Here is a 15,062-nt window from a genome sequence, read left to right as displayed (position 1 = left end):
GGGATACGCACACGTGTCGGCCACGGCTCCATGTGTTCGACGGCATGGACGGAAGCGGGCGACGTGGAGGGGCGGGCGGTATGGACGGGGCGGGCGACGTGGACGAGGTGGACCGGGTGGACCGGACGGACGAGGTGCGTGGGGCGGCGGGGCCGCTGAAGGACCCTCAGGACCCTCAGAACCCCCGGAACCCCCAGGCCCCTCAGGACTCGAACGGGCGGCCGGGCGGGCGGCGCCGAGCCGGCGGCAGACGGCTGGCGGCGGCCCTGCTCGCCCTGCCGGTGCTCGCGGCGGCCGGTCTGGTCCTCGGTGCCGGGCAGGCGACCGCCGCGGCGCTCTGCCCCGGACGGCTGGTCAAGACGGTGACCTTCTCCACCGGTTCGCTCCAGGTCTACAAGAGCAGGGCCTACGCCTGCGCGGTGACCGTGGCCAAGAAGCCGGGCGCGCGCCGCGAGATGAAGGTGTCGCTGCAACCGCGCGGGGGCCGGGCGGTCGTCGATCAGGGGAAGTTCACCACACGGGCCGGACCGGTGCGGGTGCACGCCCTCAACCGCTGTGTCCGGGCCTCCGGTTCGGTCGGCGGGTCGGCGGGGTCCACCGGGTGGATCGGCTGCTGACACGCGCCGGGGTCTGGCGTGGCAGGCGTCGTCCCCGCTAGGTTCACGGCGTCTGTCGTGAAACAAGGGGAGGGTGCATGCGCAAGACGCTCAGAGGGGTTCTCTCGCTCGCGGTGCTCATCGGCACGGTGAGTGCGACGGGAGCCTCGGCCGGTGCGGCCACCGCCGCGGAACCGGTCGCGACGCGGAGCGGCGTGAGCAGTGGTGAGACCAGCGCCAAGGACATCAAGGACCGCATCCTGGCCATCCCGGGCATGAGTCTGATCGAGGAGAAGCCGTACACCGGCTACCGCTACTTCGTCCTTGAGTACACCCAGCCGATCGACCACAAGAAGCCGTCCAAGGGAACGTTCCAGCAGCGCATCACCCTGCTGCACAAGGACACCAGCCGTCCCACGGTCTTCTACACCAGCGGCTACAACGTCTCGACCAACCCGAGCCGCAGTGAGCCGACGCAGATCGTCGACGGCAACCAGGTCTCCCTGGAGTACCGTTTCTTCACCCCGTCCCGTCCGCAGCCCGCCGACTGGTCGAAGCTCGACATCTGGCAGGCCGCCAGTGACCAGCACCGTGTCTACACGGCGCTGAAGAAGATCTACTCCAAGAAGTGGCTGGCCACCGGCGGTTCCAAGGGCGGCATGACCGCCACCTACTTCGAGCGCTTCTACCCGAAGGACATGGACGGCGTCGTCGCCTATGTCGCGCCCAACGACGTGGTGAACAACGAGGATTCGGCCTACGACCGGTTCTTCGCCAAGGTCGGCACCAAGGAGTGCCGCGACCGGCTGAACGGGGTGCAGCGCGAGGCGCTGATCCGCAGGAAGCCGCTGGAGAAGAAGTTCGAGGCCTACGCGAACAGCAACGGCCTCACCTTCACCACCGTCGGCACCCTCGACAAGGCGTACGAAGCCGTCGTCATGGACTACATCTGGGCGTTCTGGCAGTACAGCATGCTCGCCGACTGCGAGGCCATCCCGGCCGACGCCCGCAGGGCCACGGACCAGCAGATCTGGGACTCCGTCGACGGCATCTCGGGCTTCTCCGCCTACAGCGACCAGGACCTGGAGCAGTACACGCCGTACTACTACCAGGCGGGCACACAGCTCGGTTCGCCGGACATCAAGCAGCCCTGGCTCGGCAACCTGAGCCGTTACGGCTACCAGCCGCCGCGCACCTTCGTGCCGCGCTCCATCCCGATGAAGTTCCAGCCCTCCGTGATGCGGGACGTGGACCGCTGGGTGAGGAACAACGCGCGCCAGATGATGTACGTCTACGGCGAGAACGACCCGTGGGGTGCCGAGCCCTTCCACCTCGGCCGGGGCGCCCGGGACAGCTACGTCTACACCGTGCCCGGCGGCAACCACGGCTCGAAGGTCTCCGGTCTGGTCGACGCCGAGAAGGCGAAGGCCACCGCGGCCATCCTGCGCTGGGCGGGCGTCGCCCCGGCCGCCGTCGAGGCGGACCCGGCCCAGGCGAAGCCGCTGGCGAAGTTCGACGCGCGTCTGGACAAGCGGGACGCGGAGATCGAGCGGAACCGGGGCACCCTGCGCCCGTAAGGGGTACCGCCCTCAGGGGTGCCGCCCCTCGGGGTACCGCTCCAGGGTTTTTGTGCGCACCGGGTGCCGGGTCTCACCGCACCCGGTGCGCACAGCCCACCGGGCTGTCCCCGCCCAGTTGGACGTACAGATCGGTCGTGCCGGGACACCGGTCGCGGGAGGCGACGGCCGACTCCACCTCGAACTCCGGTGCGTGCGTGCCCGATCCGTCGCAGGCGGTCTCCTTGACCTCTCCCTCGCGGGAGGCGTAGACGCAGTCCCCGACGACGGTGAGGGGACCGCCGCCCTGCCCCGGATCGCCCGGGTGCGGGGGTTCCAGGTTGCGCATGCAGGCGTAGCCCCGGAGCGTGCCGGTCTCCTCGGCGGGGCCGTCGCGGTCGTCCTCGGGCGGGCCGGCGGCCCCGGCCGGGCCGCCGTTCTCCGCGATGTGCAGGACGAAGTCGGTGGCGGGCGGGCAGGCCGGGCCGTTGGACGGCACGCCGGAGTACCGGGCCAGCACCCGGGCCGCCGCCTTCTCGCTGCGGCACGAGACCTCCCGGACCGGCTCCCCGCGCGAGCTGCAATCGGCGGGCCCCAGGAAGACGTCGCCGTAGCCCCCGGGCGAGGGCTGCTGCCCGGAGAGGCCGGCGGGCGCCCCGGACGACGGGTGACAGCCCGTCAAGGCCAGTACTCCCAGGGCGGACAGCAGGACGCGCACCGGTCCCGGGGCGCGTCGGCGCTCGTACATGGATGTCCCCCCGATACGTCCCGTGATGACGTCCGCCAGCCTGGCCCGGCGGGGCGGGCGCGCGCCAGGCGTGGCGGGACTTTGCCCTCCATGGGGTGAACGCGCGGGGCCGAGGGGGACGGTGGCGGTACGCGCGCGGCACCGCGCCCCGCCGGAACCGGCTTCCGGCGGGGGCGGGGTCACGGTCCCCGGGTCAGTACGACAGGCCGTAGCCGACCGGGTAGAGGGTCTGCTCCGGGGCGTCCGCGCGCCGCACCGGGACCGGCAGCCGGCCCTTCGGCCGCGCCCGGCCCGCGATCACCCGCACGGCGGCCCGCAGTTCGACGTCGGTCCAGGAGTAGGTGGCCAGGCTCGCCGCGTATCCGGTGCCGGTCAGATGGGCGATGTCGTACGGGTTGCGGATGGCCAGGCAGATCACCGGGACACCCGTCGCCGCCAGCGCGGCCACCAGGGTGCGCTGGGAACTCGTGGCGGTGACGCCGTACGTCCCCACCACCACGGCGTCCTTGCCCGCGGCGGCGGCCGCCGCCGCCTCGATCGTGGCCGGGGAGGGGGCCGTGCCCGTGGGCAGGGCGGTGGCCCGGAACCCCAGTTCCTCGAAGGCACCGGCCAGGGTGGTGGTGGGCGGGCCCGTCGTGCCGGAGGGCGAGGCGGGATCGGCGCCGACCACCAGCACGTTCCGGTGGGTACGGCGTGAGAGCGGCAGCAGCGCGCCGGTGTGGGCGAGCAGCGTGGTGGTGCGCTCGGCGATGCGGTCGGCGGCGGCCAGGTGCTCCTTGACGCCGACGGTGCGGTCGACGCCCCGGCGGGTGACGTAGGGATCGCGGAAGAGGCCCAGTTTCGACTTCAGCCGCAGGATCCGCAGAATCGATTCCTCGATGCGGGCCTCGCTGATCTCGCCGCTCTTGACGGCCGCCAGGACGGCGTTCCAGGCGACGGAGAGGTCCGGCGGGTTGAGCAGCTGGTCCACACCGGCCTGGAGGGCGAGGACGGGGACGCGCTCGTCGCCGTACTTGGTGCGGACGCCCTCCATGCCGAGGGAGTCGGTGACCACCACCCCGTCGTACCCCAGCTCCTCGCGGAGGATGCCGGTGAGGATGGGGCGGGAGAGGGTGGCGGGGTCCTCCGAGGGGTCCAGCGCCGGGACCACGATGTGCGCGGTCATGATCGAGTCGATACCGGCGGCGACGGCCGCCCGGAACGGCGGGGCGTCCAGCTCGGCCCACTGCTCACGGGTGTGCTGGATGGAGGGCAGGCCCGTGTGGCTGTCGGTGCTGGTGTCGCCGTGCCCGGGGAAGTGCTTGGCCGTCGAGGCGACCTGGGCGCTCTGGTACCCCTTCACCTGCGCGGCGACCAGGCCCGCGACGGACTGCGGGTCGGAGCCGAAGGAGCGTACGCCGATGACCGGGTTGGCCGGGTTGACGTTGACGTCCGCGTCGGGGGCGTAGTTCTGGTTGATCCCCAGGGCGGCCAGCTCGGCGCCCGCGATCCGGGCCGCCGTGCGCGCGTCGGAGCGTGAACCGCCCGCGCCGAGGGCCATCGCGCCCGGCATCAGCGTGGCGGGTTCGCCCACCCGGCAGACGATGCCGTGTTCCTGGTCCGTGGAGATGAGCAGCGGCAGCGGGGTGGGCTGGGCGAGCGCGGCGCGCTGGATGCCGTTGGAGAGGTCGGCGATCTGGTGCGGGTCACGGGTGTTGTGCGCCCAGGTGAAGTAGATGATGCCGCCGACGTGGTACCGGGAGATCAGCTCGGCGGCGGTGCGCACGCCGATCTCGTCGAGGTTGGCGTCGATGTCCGCCTGGTCCGGCGCGGTGGCGGAGTGCCCGTACACCCGCATCACGAAGAGCTGGCCGACCTTCTCCTCAAGACTCATCCGGGCGATGAGCCGCTTGAGGCGGCTGTCCGTGGAGGTGCCGGACGCCTGCGCGGTGCCGGGGACGGCGACCACGCCGGTGGCCGCCGCGGCGGCGGTGGCCGCGGTGGCGGCGAGGAGGGTGCGTCTGGAGGTGCGGTGGTGCACGTGAGCCCCTTCCGGTGCTGAAAGAAACTTCCAAGAAGGTACGGATATAGGGAAAGTAACTACCAGTCAAGGGGGCGGCCCGAGAACGGGAGGGACACGCGGAGGGACGGCCGGACATGCCCGGACATGGGGGCGGCGGTCAGCTCCGGGCACGCGGACACGCCCCCGGTGTCCGCTCCACGGGTCCGTGCCCTCAGGCCAGTCCCGCCTCCGCGCCGCCGGCCTGGAGGGCTGCCACCGTCGCCGTGATCGCGGGGCGGCGGGCCGCCTGGGCGCGCCACAGGGCGTACAGCCGGCGCACCGGTACGGGGTCCAGCCGCACTGCCACCACGCCCGGCGGCAGCGGGCCCCGGCCCAGCCGGGGGATCATCGCCACGCCGAGTCCGGCGGCGACCAGGGCGAGTTGGGTGTGGTTCTCCTCCGCCTGGTGCCGGATGTCCGGCTCGTAGCCCGCCGTCCGCAGGGTCCGTATCAGCCAGTCGTGGCAGACCGTGCCCGGCGGCTGGCACACCCAGCGCTCCTTCGCCAGCTCCTCCCGCCGCACCGAGGTCCGGCCGACCAGCCGGTGTCCTTCCGGTACCAGCAGGTCGCAGCGGTCCTCGCCGATCACCGCCTGGGCCACCCCCTGGGGCGCGGGCAGCGGCGCGATGTCCCAGTCGTGCGCCACGGCGAGGTCGATCACGCCCTTGGCCACCAGGTCCACCGAGAGGTGCGGATCGACCTCCGTCAGCCGGGCGTCCAGCGCCGGATGCTCCCGCGCGAGGGCGGCCAGCACGCCCGGCAGCAGCCCGCGCGCCGCCGAGGCGAACGCACCGACCGACAGCCGCCCGGTGGGCCGCCCCCGGCGCTCCTCCAGGGTGGTCTCCGCCTGTTCCACGATCGCCAGCAACCGCTGGGCGGTGGCGGCCAGATGCACCGCCTCCTCGGTGAGCGCCACCCCGCGCCCGCGCCGCTCCAGCAGGGTCGTCCGGGTCTCCCGCTCCAGCTTGGTGATCTGCTGGGAGACGGCCGACGCGGTGTAGCCGAGCGCGGTGGCCGCGCCCGCCACCGAACCGTGGACCGAGACGGCGTGCAGGGCGCGCAACCGGGCGAGATCGAGCATCGGGGGCCTTTCGCTGAAGACGGGGGCGGGGGCGGGGACGGCCGCGCGGGCGAGGCGGGCGGCGCGGGCGGGACGGGCGGGGCAGGACACATGAGCCGTGCTTAATCCAACCATGTAGGAATCCGCGCTGGTGCTACACGGTCCCGCCCCCGATCCTCGGTACATGCGTCCCCTCCACATCGGCCTGGCCGCGCTCGTCGCCGCCGTCTGGGGCCTCAACTTCGTCGTCATCGAGGTCGGCCTCGCCCACTTCCCGCCGCTGCTCTTCTCCGCCCTGCGCTTCCTCGTCGCCGCCCTGCCCGCCATGTTCCTCGTCGGGCGGCCCACGGTCGCGTGGAAGTGGATCGTGGGCGTCGGGATCGCCCTCGGGGTCGCCAAGTTCGGGCTGCTCTTCATCGGCATGGACCGGGGGATGACTGCCGGGCTGTCCTCCCTCGTCCTCCAGGTCCAGGCCGTCTTCACCGCCCTGTTCGCGGCCCTGACGCTCGGTGAACGGCCCGGCGGGGTACGGGTGGTGGGCATGGCGGTGGCTCTCGCCGGCATCGGGGTGGCCGCCGTGGACGAGGGGGCGGGCGGGCCCGTGCTCGCCTTCGTCCTGGTGATCGCGGCGGCGGCCTGCTGGGGTGTGTCCAACGTCCTCACCCGCAAGGCCGCCCCGCCGGACTCCCTCAACTTCATGGTGTGGGTCTCGACCGTCCCCGTCCTGCCCCTGATCGGCCTGTCCCTCCTCTTCGAGGGCTGGGACCGGGACGTCGAGGCGCTGGCCGCGTTGGATCTGAGCGGCGCCGGGACCCTCGTGTACGTCGCCTGGATCTCCACCGTCTTCGGCTTCGGGGCCTGGGGCTTCCTGCTCCGCCACCACCCGGCCTCCTCGGTGGCCCCCTTCACCCTGCTCGTCCCGGTCTTCGGGATGTCCTCGGCCGCGCTCCTCCTGGGCGAGTCGGTGAGCCCGCTGCGGTGCCTGGCGGCCGCGCTGCTGGTCGGCGGGGTGGCCCTGACCTCCCTGTCCCGGCCACGCCCCGCCGTCACCCCACCGCCGGTGACCCGTCAGGCGCGGGTCTGACCCCGCTCCGGCCGTCAGCCCCCGGGACCGCCCGCCCGGACGGCCCGCCGCTCCGGAGATCCGCCGCTGCCGGGACCGCCCTACTGTTTCGGCGCGCCCAGCCGCAGCAGGTACTCCCGCCCCTCGGCCAGCAGCGCGGGGAGTTCCCCCGCGTCCGGGTACCAGCGCTTCTCGTACTCCCAGCAGACCCAGGCGCCCGGGTCCAGCGCGTCCAGACAGGTCCGCAGCGGCAGCACCCCGGCCCCGAGCGGCAGCGGGGTGGTGTCCTCGGCGGAGGCGATGTCCTTGACCTGCACATAGCCCAGGTGCGGGGCGAGCACCGCGTGCGAGGCCGGTGCCTCCTCGCCGGCCAGCCAGGTGTGCATCACGTCCCAGACCGCGCCGACCGACCCGTGCCCGACCGTGCCCGCCACCCGCGCCACGTCGGCCCCGGCGCGGTGCGAGTCATGGGTCTCCAGCAGGATGCGTACGCCCAGGTCCGCGGCGTGCGGAGCGGCCGCGCCCAGACGCCGGGCGGCGGTCGCGTCGGCCTCGGCCGGGTCCAGGCCTCCGCCGCCCGGGAACACCCGGACGTACGGCGCGCCCAGGTCGCGGGCCAGCTCCACCAGCCCGGCCAGCTCGGCCGCCACCGGTTCGTCGTCGCCCTCGGCGGCGACCCTCGCGTACCCGGCGACCGCCAGGACCGCCACCCCGCCCCGCCGGAACTCCTCGGCCACGGCCGCCCGTTCACCCGGGGTGAGGCCGGGGTGCACCGGCTCCTCCGGGTGGGCGCGCAGCTCCACCCCCTGGTAGCCGTTCCCGGCGGCGAGCCGTACCACCTCGGGCACGGACGTCCCCGGCACTCCGAGGGTCGAGAAAGCCAGCTTCACGATGTGTCCTTCCGTCCTGCGCGGGCCGGTGCCCGGGACGTCACTCCCGAGGGGCCCGGCGTACGTGTCCTCCCCTCAGCCCGTGCCCCGCAGAAGCCGTTCCAGGCTGCCGAGCAGTTGCAGCGCGTCCTCGCGCCGGGTGCCGTCCAGCGTCCGGGCCGCGGAGGCCGCCGCGACCGGCTCGGGGGCGAGCACCCGCAGCGCGGCGGCCGCCTGCCGGGCGAACATCGCCAGCAGGTCCAGCTCCCGGACGCCCGAGCGGGCCTGCGGGGACGGATCCAGCACCTCCAGCACCCCCAGCACCCGGGAGTCGCTGATCAGCGGGGCCGCCATGATCGCGTCGGGTACGTACGCCGTGGACTCGGCCAGGGACCGGTCGAAGGACGCGTCGCTGCTCAGGTCGTCCACCACCATCGGCTCGCCGGAGGTCGCCACCCAGCCCGCGATGCCCCGCCCGGCGGGGAACCGGCGGCCCACCAGGAACTCCTCGCCCTCGCCGGAGACCGCCTGGAAGACCAGTTCGTCCGCCTCCTCGTCGAGCAGGAAGACCGAGCTGGCCGCAGCCCCGAAGATCGCGCGCGCCACATCGACGACCGACTGGAGCAGTTCGCGCCGGGCCGCCTCGCCCGGCGCGGGGAAGGGGGCGGAGGTGAGCGTGGTGTCAGTTCTCGGAGTCGTCACGGATATCTCCTGCCGCTGTGGAAGGACGCGGACCGGCGTGCACGTTGGCCGCGGACAGATAGAGCGCGTTCTTGAGCTGAAAGGCCGTCATGCGGGGGTGCGCGGACAGGATCTGGGCGCAGAGCCCCGCGACGTACGGCGTGGCGAAGCTGTTGCCGGTCGTACGGATCGTCCGGCCGCCCAGCCACGGCACCGTCACGTTCTGCCCCGGCCCGAAGAACTCCACCGGGGGCCGCGGGTTGTACAGGTGGAGCGCCGGGTCGTCCTCCTGGTGGCTGCCGACGGAGATCACCGAGGCGAACCGCCACGGGAAGCTCTCCACCGGGGTGTTGTGGGCCGACGCCACGATCACCGTACGGGCGAAGTAGGCGCGGTCGGCCAGACCGTGCAGCTCCGGGGCGAACCGGGTCCTGGTGGTGGACAGGCTCAGGTTCACCACGTCGAAGCGCTGCTCCACCGCCCAGCGCAGCCCGGCCATCAGGACGTCCCCCGTACCGGAGAAGCGCTCGCCGAGGACCCGGACGCTGTGGATCTCGCAGTCGGGGGCGGTACGCCGGATGATGCCCGCGCACGCCGTGCCGTGCCCGCAGGTGTCGCCGGTCGTGGTCGGCTCGACGGTGATCGCGCCGCTCTCCCCGTCCTTGACCACCACCCAGGAGGCGTCCACCGGGCCGACCAGCGGATGGTCGCGCTCCACGCCCGAGTCCACCACGCACACCCGCACCCCCCGCCCGGTCGCCTTCCCCGCGGGCCGGCCGCCCGGCGGGCCCGGGTCGGCGGGGACCGGTACGTCCTCGGGGCCGCGCCCGCGCAGGCTCCAGGTCAGCTCCTGCCCCGGCCTCGTGCCTGTTCCGGTGGCTCCCATCGGTCAGCTCCTCTCCCTCGTGATGAGCGCGGTCCCGTCCGGGGCGGGACCGTCCGGCACACAGCCGGCGGCCGCCCGCACCCCCGGCAGATGTCCTTTGCTCGCGTAGTGCTCCCGCGCGGTGTGCGCCGAGGCCCGTGCGTCCGCCCACCGCCCCAGCGTGGACAGGGTGCGGGCCCGGTCCAGCTCGGCCGTCGCCTGGACCAGCGGGGAGTCGGTGAGCAGCGAGGCCGCCACCGCCCGGTCCGCGTGGACCACCGCCTCGAACGGGCGCCCCTCGGCGGCCGACAGCCGGCCCCGCATCCCCCGGAGATCGACCGCGTCGGCGTGGCTCAGATCCGCCTCCTCCCCGACGGCCGCCAGCCGGGCGGCGGCCCGGCGGGTGCGTCCCGAGTCCAGCTCGATCCGGGCGGCGTCCAGCGCGACGGCCGTCCGCATCCCGGCCGCGCCGGTGTGCCGGGCCGCCTCGTCGGCCCGGACCAGCAGCTCCAGGGCGGCGGAGCCGTGGCCGACCAGCGACTCCACCGCGGCCCGGAACACCGGCAGGAACACCTCCGCCTCCGCGAACCCCAGCTTCCGGGCCAGCTCCTCCGCCTCCGTCAGACAGCCGTACGCGTCGGCGGGCCGGTCCTGGAGGGCGTAGAGCACCGCCAGCGGGCAGTTCAGGGTGAGCCGGACGGTCGGGCGGCCCACCCCGTGCGCCGCCAGCAGGGCGCGGCAGCGCCGTACGGCCTCGGGCGCCGGTACCGGGCCCCGCCACAGGGAGATGCCGATGGCGCCGAGCGCCCCGGCGCGCTCCGGCTCGGCCCCGGCCAGCTCCGCCTGTTCCAGGGCCCGCGCCTGGTCGCGCTCCGCCTCCTCGTGCCGGCCCGCCTGCTGGAGCCGCTGGGCCAGCCGCAGATGCGCGCGGGCCCGGCCCACCGAGTCCCCGGCCTCCTCGAAGACCGGCAGCACCGCCCGCGCCGTCGCGGTCAGTCCGGGCCCCGGGCCGCCGGGGTCCAGCACCACCAGGGCCAGCCGGGCGTGCGCGGACTCCAGCGGGGCGGAGTCCAGGTCCCGCACCCTGCGCAGCAACTCCGCGCCGGCCTCGGTGTCCCCGAGGGCCACCCGCACCTCACCGAGCCTGCGGACCGCGCCCGCGTCGTCGGGGTCGAGCCCGGCCGCCCGCTCCAGCAGGCTGTGCGCCCAGGGCAGGTCGGACCGGGCGGCGGCCTGTGCCCCGGCCCGGCCCAGCGCGGCGGCGGCGCGGCCACGCAACCGCCGGGTCGCGTCGTCGAGCAGCCCCAGCTCGGCGCGGTAGCGGTAGGCGCGCTCCAGGTGGCCGCCGACCGCCCCGTCCCCGGCGCGCAGCACGCTGGGCAGCTCCGCCGCCCACGCGTGGCGGTCGGCCTTGGCCCGCTTGGACAGCGAACCGTACGTCACCTCGTGCACCAGGCCGCTGCTGAACCGGTACGCCGAGGTCTCCGGGCCCGGCCGGGGCGCCGGTTCCACCAGCCGCCGCCTGCTGAGCGCCGCCAACACCTCCTCGGCCCGCGCCAGTTGCCGGGCGCGTTCCTGGGGCGGGGCGGCCACCACGGCGGACGGGCGCCGCTCCGCGAGGCGCGCGGACACCTCCAGCAGGACCAGCTCCGCCGCGGTGAACTCCCGGCCGATGACGGCGGCGAGGTCCACCACGGTCCGCTCGGCCCTGGCCAGCGCGCCGATCCTCGCGCCCAGCAGGGCCTGGAGCGTGGGCGGCAGACCGGCGTCCCCGCCGGTGCCGCCCGCGCCGTCCGCCCGCCCGTCCACCAGCAGTTGTTCCAGGTAGAGCGGATTGCCCTCGGCGCGGGCGAGGAGGATTTCGTCCACCGGGCCGTCCCGGCCGTCGAGCCGGGCCAGCAGGGCGGCCAGCCGGGCGGCCTCGTCCCGGGGCAGCCCGGTGACCGGGAGGGCGCCCGTGGCGTCGGCCGTCCCGTCCGGGCGGCCCACCTGGACCAGCAGCACGCCCGGGGGCCCCGATCCGGCCGTCAGCCGTTCCAGCGTGCGGGTCAGCAGGGGCGCCGCCGCGTGCGCGTCGTCGAGCACCAGCACCACCGGCCGGAGACGTGCGGCCCGTTCCAGCACGGTGGACAGCGCGGCGCACATGTCGTCGAAGGGCGCGTTCGGGGTGCCGTCCCGGAGCAGCCCGGCCGAGAGCAGGGCCCTCGCGTCCTCGTCGGCGGCAGCCCCGGCGGCCTCCGCCGGTTCGCCCGTGAGCGTCGGCAGGGACCGCAGGGCGTCCGCGAGCGGCGTGAGCGTGCCCTGCTCCCCGTGGCTGCGGCACCGGCCCGCCCCGTAGGCGAGGGTGCCCGAGGCGGCGCCCCGGGCGAGCCACTCCCGTACCAGCCGGGTCTTGCCGACGCCCGCCTCGCCGGTGACCCGCAGCAGGCCGGCCCGGCCGTCGCGCACGGTCGCCGCGAGCGCCGCGTCCAGGGCGTCCCGCTCGGTGTCGCGCCCCACGAACGGGACGTCGAAACGGCGGAGTTGGGCCGGGTCGTCGGTGCCGAGGGCGAGCAGCCGGTAGGCCTCCACGCTGTCCTGCTTGCCCTTCAGCCGGAGCGGCCCGGTGGGCTCGGCGGTCACCGTGGGACCGGCGGCGCGCAGGGTGTCCGGACCGATCAGGATCTCGCCGGCCCCGGCGTTCTGCTCCAGACGGGCGGCGATGTTGACGGTCTCGCCCGACACCAGGGCCTGACGGGCCGTGGCGTCGCCACCCGCCACCACCTGACCGGTGTTGACGCCGACCCGGGTGGTGAGCCGGATCCCGAGCGTGGCGTGCAGTTCCTCGTTGAGCCGGGCCAGCGCCTCCCGCATCCCGAGGGCCGCGGCCAGCGCCCGCCGGGCGTCGTCCTCCCGGACCACCGGCACACCGAACACCGCCATCACGGCGTCCCCGATGAACTTCTCCGGGGTGCCGCCCTCCGCCACGATCCGCTCGCTCATCGCCTCGAAGTACCGCAGGGTCACCGTGCGCAGGGTCTCCGGGTCCAGGACGCCCGACAGCGCCGTGGAGCCGACGAGATCGCAGAAGAGGACCGTCACCGGTTTGCGTTCGTCGTCGCCCGGCGCGGCGGGGGCGGCGCACGGCGTCCCGCAGGACGAGCAGAACCGGGCCTTGGGCGGGAGGTCCTCATGGCACGAGGGGCAGGTCATGACGGTTCCTTCTCTCCAGGGGGCCGGGCCGCGCCGTCGGCGCCCCGGTGGACCGGGGCGCCGGGGCGGGACTTTCGAAACACGCCCTAGAACAACGCGCCGCCGGCGATCTCGCCGTGCGCCTGGACCTCGGGTTCCACCGCGTCCAGCCGGCTCTTGATGTCGAGCAGTACGCCCAGTTCCTCCGGCGTCAGCTGACTGAGCACGAGACGCTGCTCGTCGCTCAGCAGGTCCACCGGCAGCCCGGCCTCGTACAACGCGTCCGGCAGCACGGGCGGTCCGCCGTCGTTCTCGGGTGGTCGGGTCATGAGGTGACTCCCATCGGTGAGGGGTGTCCGGCTCCCCGGGGCGGCGGCACCGCCACGGAGCGCCCGAGCCGGACGAACAGCCGGGTGAGCGCGTCGAGGGAGTGCATGGCGCTGACCGTCACCTCCGCCTCCTGACCACGGGTCAGCGGCAGCCGGTCCAGCAGCGCGTGCAGGTCGTCCAGGTGGCCCGTGTCCAGCGCCGCGTGCTCCCGTACGGTCCGCAGGGCGGCGTCCGGCAGTCCGGTCGTCCTGGCGATACGGGCGGTCAGGGTCGCGGCGGGCGCGTACCCCTCCAGCACCGCGATGTAACCGAGCAGGGCCACGGGGTGGTGGTGCTCGATCCAGTAGTACTGGGAACCGGCGAGCGCGGCGACGACCGGCGCGGGCATCGGGCGCAGCGCGTCCTCGGGCGTGGCACCGGCGGCCAGCAGATCCTCCAGCAGCCAGCTGTCGTGGTCCTGTTCCTCCTGGATGTGTTCGGTCAGATAGGCGGCCAGCGGGCCGGCCACCGGGTCGTCGCCGTGGGACGCCAGCCGCTCGGCGTGCTCCCGGGCCCGCTCCATCAGGGGGACCGAGGCGCGCACCACCGCGTGCATGGCGCACAGATAGCGGCGGTAGCGGGGCACCAGGTCCTCCGGGCGCCACAGGTGCTCCATCGCGTCCAGCAGCTCGCGGTCCAGCAGCCGCAGGGTGACCCGCAGCCGCGCCGAGGTGCTCGGCCGGGGCGCGCTCACCGGGACCCGCCGGAGACCGGGGCTCGCACGGCGTCGGCCGGTGCCGGGCCCGCGACGACCAAGGGGGCGTACGCGGCGCAGCCATGGCGTCGCACCACGCCCTGCGGGCCTCCGGCGGCTCCCCGGCGCGCGGCCGCCAGGTCCAGCAGCGCCCCCGTCGCGCCCGACGCGACCGCCCGCGCCCCGGCCGCGACCCGTGCGTCGCCGCCCAGGGCCCGGCAGCCGTCGCAGTACGAGCCGTCCCGGGGCGGGGCTCCGGAGCGGGCGGCCAGATGGACGGGGCCGACCGTGCGGATCATGCGCAGCACCGGCGACTCCAGGGCGCGCCGGCGTACCGCCGCCCAGTCGTCGGTGGCGATGTGCCCGAGGTACAGGTGGTCGGGGACGGGCCGCAGGTCCACGGTGTCCTGGTTGCAGCAGGCCAGCACCGTGCCGTCGAAGGCGACCACGGGCCAGGCGGCCATGGAACACGGGGACACCGCGTCCGGCGCGGGTCCGGTACGGGCGGGGCGGGCCCAGGACGCGGCCCGCCCGAACGGCCGCACCTCGTTGACCAGCGACGGCACCTGGCCGCCGAACTCCGCCTCCACGGCCCGGGTGAGGTCCGCGAGGTACGGGTCCGACGGCCCGGTCCCGGTGAGATGGAAGCTCACCGCCACCCCCGCCTCCCGTATCCGGTGCAGGGCGCGGAAGACGTCGGCCCGGCCGACCTCCCGCTCGTGGTGGACGTCCAGGCTGGCCGAGAAGTGGTCGACGGCGGTGATCGCGCGCAGGACCGGCGCCGGGATCCGCGGCGAGCGGGCGAAGAACATGCCGCTCAGCAGCGCCGTACGCGATCCGGCGCGGCGGGCCGACGCGCTCAGCTCCTCGACGAGCGCGGGCAGCAGCAGCGGCTCACCCCCGGTCAGCATCACCACGTCGGGCCGGTCGTCCGGTGTGAACGAGTCCACGAAACGCGCGAGTTGACCGGCCTCGGGCCGCTCCCGCACGGTCATGTCCGATCCGGTCGAGCAGTGGGCGCAGCTCAACGGGCAGCGCCGGGTCAGTCCGAGCAGCAGACCGGCGGCCGGGAAGGGCCGCCGTCCGACGAGTTCGCCGAGTTCCATGCGGGGCCGCCTCCTTCAGAGGGCCGGGGCGCGTCGGGCGCGTAGCCAGCCTGCGGCGCCCCGGTTCGGTGGCGGTGCGTGGCCGCTTCAGGGACGGTATGGGCGCAGGCCACAGGGGGCGGGGCCGAGCCGTCACGCGGGCCGCGGACCGCCGTACAGCCCCGTCGAGCTGGCCCGATACCGGGTCCATACCGCCGCCGGGGCGTCTGCCAGGCCGGCCGTCCTAGCTTTCTCGGCAACGGC

At 74.7% G+C, this 15,062-nt stretch carries 13 protein-coding genes; 3 read left to right on the top strand and 10 right to left on the bottom strand.

What is annotated here, in order from left to right:
• Positions 1–80: 80 nt before the first annotated feature.
• The gene (locus tag B9S64_RS10805; protein ID WP_374936089.1) at positions 81–617 is read left to right on the top strand and encodes a hypothetical protein; all 537 of its coding nucleotides are present in this window, start codon (positions 81–83) and stop codon (positions 615–617) included.
• A 77-nt stretch (positions 618–694) separates the two neighbouring features.
• Positions 695–2,173 (top strand): S28 family serine protease, encoded by a 1,479-nt coding sequence (locus tag B9S64_RS10800; RefSeq protein WP_103492448.1) that lies wholly within the window; start codon positions 695–697, stop codon positions 2,171–2,173.
• Positions 2,174–2,246: 73 nt separating this feature from the next.
• On the opposite strand, the gene B9S64_RS10795 is transcribed toward B9S64_RS10800, so the two are convergent.
• The 3 genes from B9S64_RS10795 to B9S64_RS10785 all read right to left on the bottom strand — a co-directional run bounded on the left by B9S64_RS10795 (position 2,247) and on the right by B9S64_RS10785 (position 6,022).
• Complete coding sequence (locus B9S64_RS10795) at positions 2,247–2,900, bottom strand: hypothetical protein (RefSeq protein ID WP_103492447.1); 654 nt, start codon at positions 2,898–2,900, stop codon at positions 2,247–2,249.
• 193 nt (positions 2,901–3,093) lie between these two features.
• Positions 3,094–4,920 (bottom strand): glycoside hydrolase family 3 protein, encoded by a 1,827-nt coding sequence (locus tag B9S64_RS10790; RefSeq protein ID WP_103492446.1) that lies wholly within the window; start codon positions 4,918–4,920, stop codon positions 3,094–3,096.
• A 193-nt stretch (positions 4,921–5,113) separates the two neighbouring features.
• The gene (locus B9S64_RS10785) at positions 5,114–6,022 is read right to left on the bottom strand and encodes a LysR family transcriptional regulator (protein ID WP_103492445.1); all 909 of its coding nucleotides are present in this window, start codon (positions 6,020–6,022) and stop codon (positions 5,114–5,116) included.
• Positions 6,023–6,185: 163 nt separating this feature from the next.
• On the opposite strand from B9S64_RS10785, the gene B9S64_RS10780 reads away from it, so the two are divergent.
• Positions 6,186–7,085, top strand: coding sequence for an EamA family transporter (locus B9S64_RS10780; protein WP_103492444.1), 900 nt, complete (start codon positions 6,186–6,188; stop codon positions 7,083–7,085).
• A gap of 80 nt (positions 7,086–7,165) precedes the next feature.
• On the opposite strand, the gene B9S64_RS10775 is transcribed toward B9S64_RS10780, so the two are convergent.
• The 7 genes from B9S64_RS10775 to B9S64_RS10745 all read right to left on the bottom strand — a co-directional run bounded on the left by B9S64_RS10775 (position 7,166) and on the right by B9S64_RS10745 (position 14,819).
• Positions 7,166–7,954 (bottom strand): sugar phosphate isomerase/epimerase, encoded by a 789-nt coding sequence (locus tag B9S64_RS10775; protein WP_103492443.1) that lies wholly within the window; start codon positions 7,952–7,954, stop codon positions 7,166–7,168.
• A 75-nt stretch (positions 7,955–8,029) separates the two neighbouring features.
• Positions 8,030–8,635, bottom strand: a complete 606-nt coding sequence (locus B9S64_RS10770; protein ID WP_037877285.1) for a GAF domain-containing protein — start codon at positions 8,633–8,635, stop codon at positions 8,030–8,032.
• The gene (locus B9S64_RS10765) at positions 8,616–9,500 is read right to left on the bottom strand and encodes a S8 family serine peptidase (protein ID WP_103492442.1); all 885 of its coding nucleotides are present in this window, start codon (positions 9,498–9,500) and stop codon (positions 8,616–8,618) included. Before B9S64_RS10765 ends, B9S64_RS10770 begins: the two co-directional genes overlap by 20 nt.
• 3 nt (positions 9,501–9,503) lie before the next feature.
• Entirely contained in the window at positions 9,504–12,671 is a 3,168-nt protein-coding gene (locus B9S64_RS10760) for an adenylate/guanylate cyclase domain-containing protein (RefSeq protein WP_109492030.1), read from the bottom strand.
• An 86-nt stretch (positions 12,672–12,757) separates the two neighbouring features.
• Complete coding sequence (locus tag B9S64_RS10755) at positions 12,758–12,979, bottom strand: aroma-sacti cluster domain-containing protein (RefSeq protein ID WP_103488668.1); 222 nt, start codon at positions 12,977–12,979, stop codon at positions 12,758–12,760.
• The gene (locus B9S64_RS10750) at positions 12,976–13,713 is read right to left on the bottom strand and encodes an iron-containing redox enzyme family protein (RefSeq protein WP_103488669.1); all 738 of its coding nucleotides are present in this window, start codon (positions 13,711–13,713) and stop codon (positions 12,976–12,978) included. The genes B9S64_RS10755 and B9S64_RS10750 overlap by 4 nt, the downstream gene beginning before the upstream one ends.
• On the bottom strand, positions 13,710–14,819 hold the full coding sequence (locus B9S64_RS10745; protein WP_109492029.1) for a radical SAM protein: 1,110 nt from the start codon (positions 14,817–14,819) through the stop codon (positions 13,710–13,712). The genes B9S64_RS10750 and B9S64_RS10745 overlap by 4 nt, the downstream gene beginning before the upstream one ends.
• Positions 14,820–15,062: the final 243 nt, after the last annotated feature.

It is taken from the genome of Streptomyces sp. SM18 (assembly GCF_002910775.2).
In the GTDB taxonomy this organism is placed as follows: domain Bacteria; phylum Actinomycetota; class Actinomycetes; order Streptomycetales; family Streptomycetaceae; genus Streptomyces; species Streptomyces halstedii.
This window is presented reverse-complemented; position numbering and strand designations above follow the sequence as displayed.

What these genes read in the sequence shown, in the direction of transcription:
- B9S64_RS10760 (WP_109492030.1), bottom strand. Translation starts at nt 12,671, where the DNA reads ATGACCTGCCCCTCGTGCCATGAGGACCTCCCGCCCAAGGCCCGGTTC.
- B9S64_RS10805 (WP_374936089.1), top strand. Translation starts at nt 81, where the DNA reads ATGGACGGGGCGGGCGACGTGGACGAGGTGGACCGGGTGGACCGGACG.
- B9S64_RS10785 (WP_103492445.1), bottom strand. Translation starts at nt 6,022, where the DNA reads ATGCTCGATCTCGCCCGGTTGCGCGCCCTGCACGCCGTCTCGGTCCAC.
- B9S64_RS10745 (WP_109492029.1), bottom strand. Translation starts at nt 14,819, where the DNA reads ATGGAACTCGGCGAACTCGTCGGACGGCGGCCCTTCCCGGCCGCCGGT.
- B9S64_RS10780 (WP_103492444.1), top strand. Translation starts at nt 6,186, where the DNA reads ATGCGTCCCCTCCACATCGGCCTGGCCGCGCTCGTCGCCGCCGTCTGG.
- B9S64_RS10765 (WP_103492442.1), bottom strand. Translation starts at nt 9,500, where the DNA reads ATGGGAGCCACCGGAACAGGCACGAGGCCGGGGCAGGAGCTGACCTGG.
- B9S64_RS10755 (WP_103488668.1), bottom strand. Translation starts at nt 12,979, where the DNA reads ATGACCCGACCACCCGAGAACGACGGCGGACCGCCCGTGCTGCCGGAC.
- B9S64_RS10795 (WP_103492447.1), bottom strand. Translation starts at nt 2,900, where the DNA reads ATGTACGAGCGCCGACGCGCCCCGGGACCGGTGCGCGTCCTGCTGTCC.
- B9S64_RS10800 (WP_103492448.1), top strand. Translation starts at nt 695, where the DNA reads ATGCGCAAGACGCTCAGAGGGGTTCTCTCGCTCGCGGTGCTCATCGGC.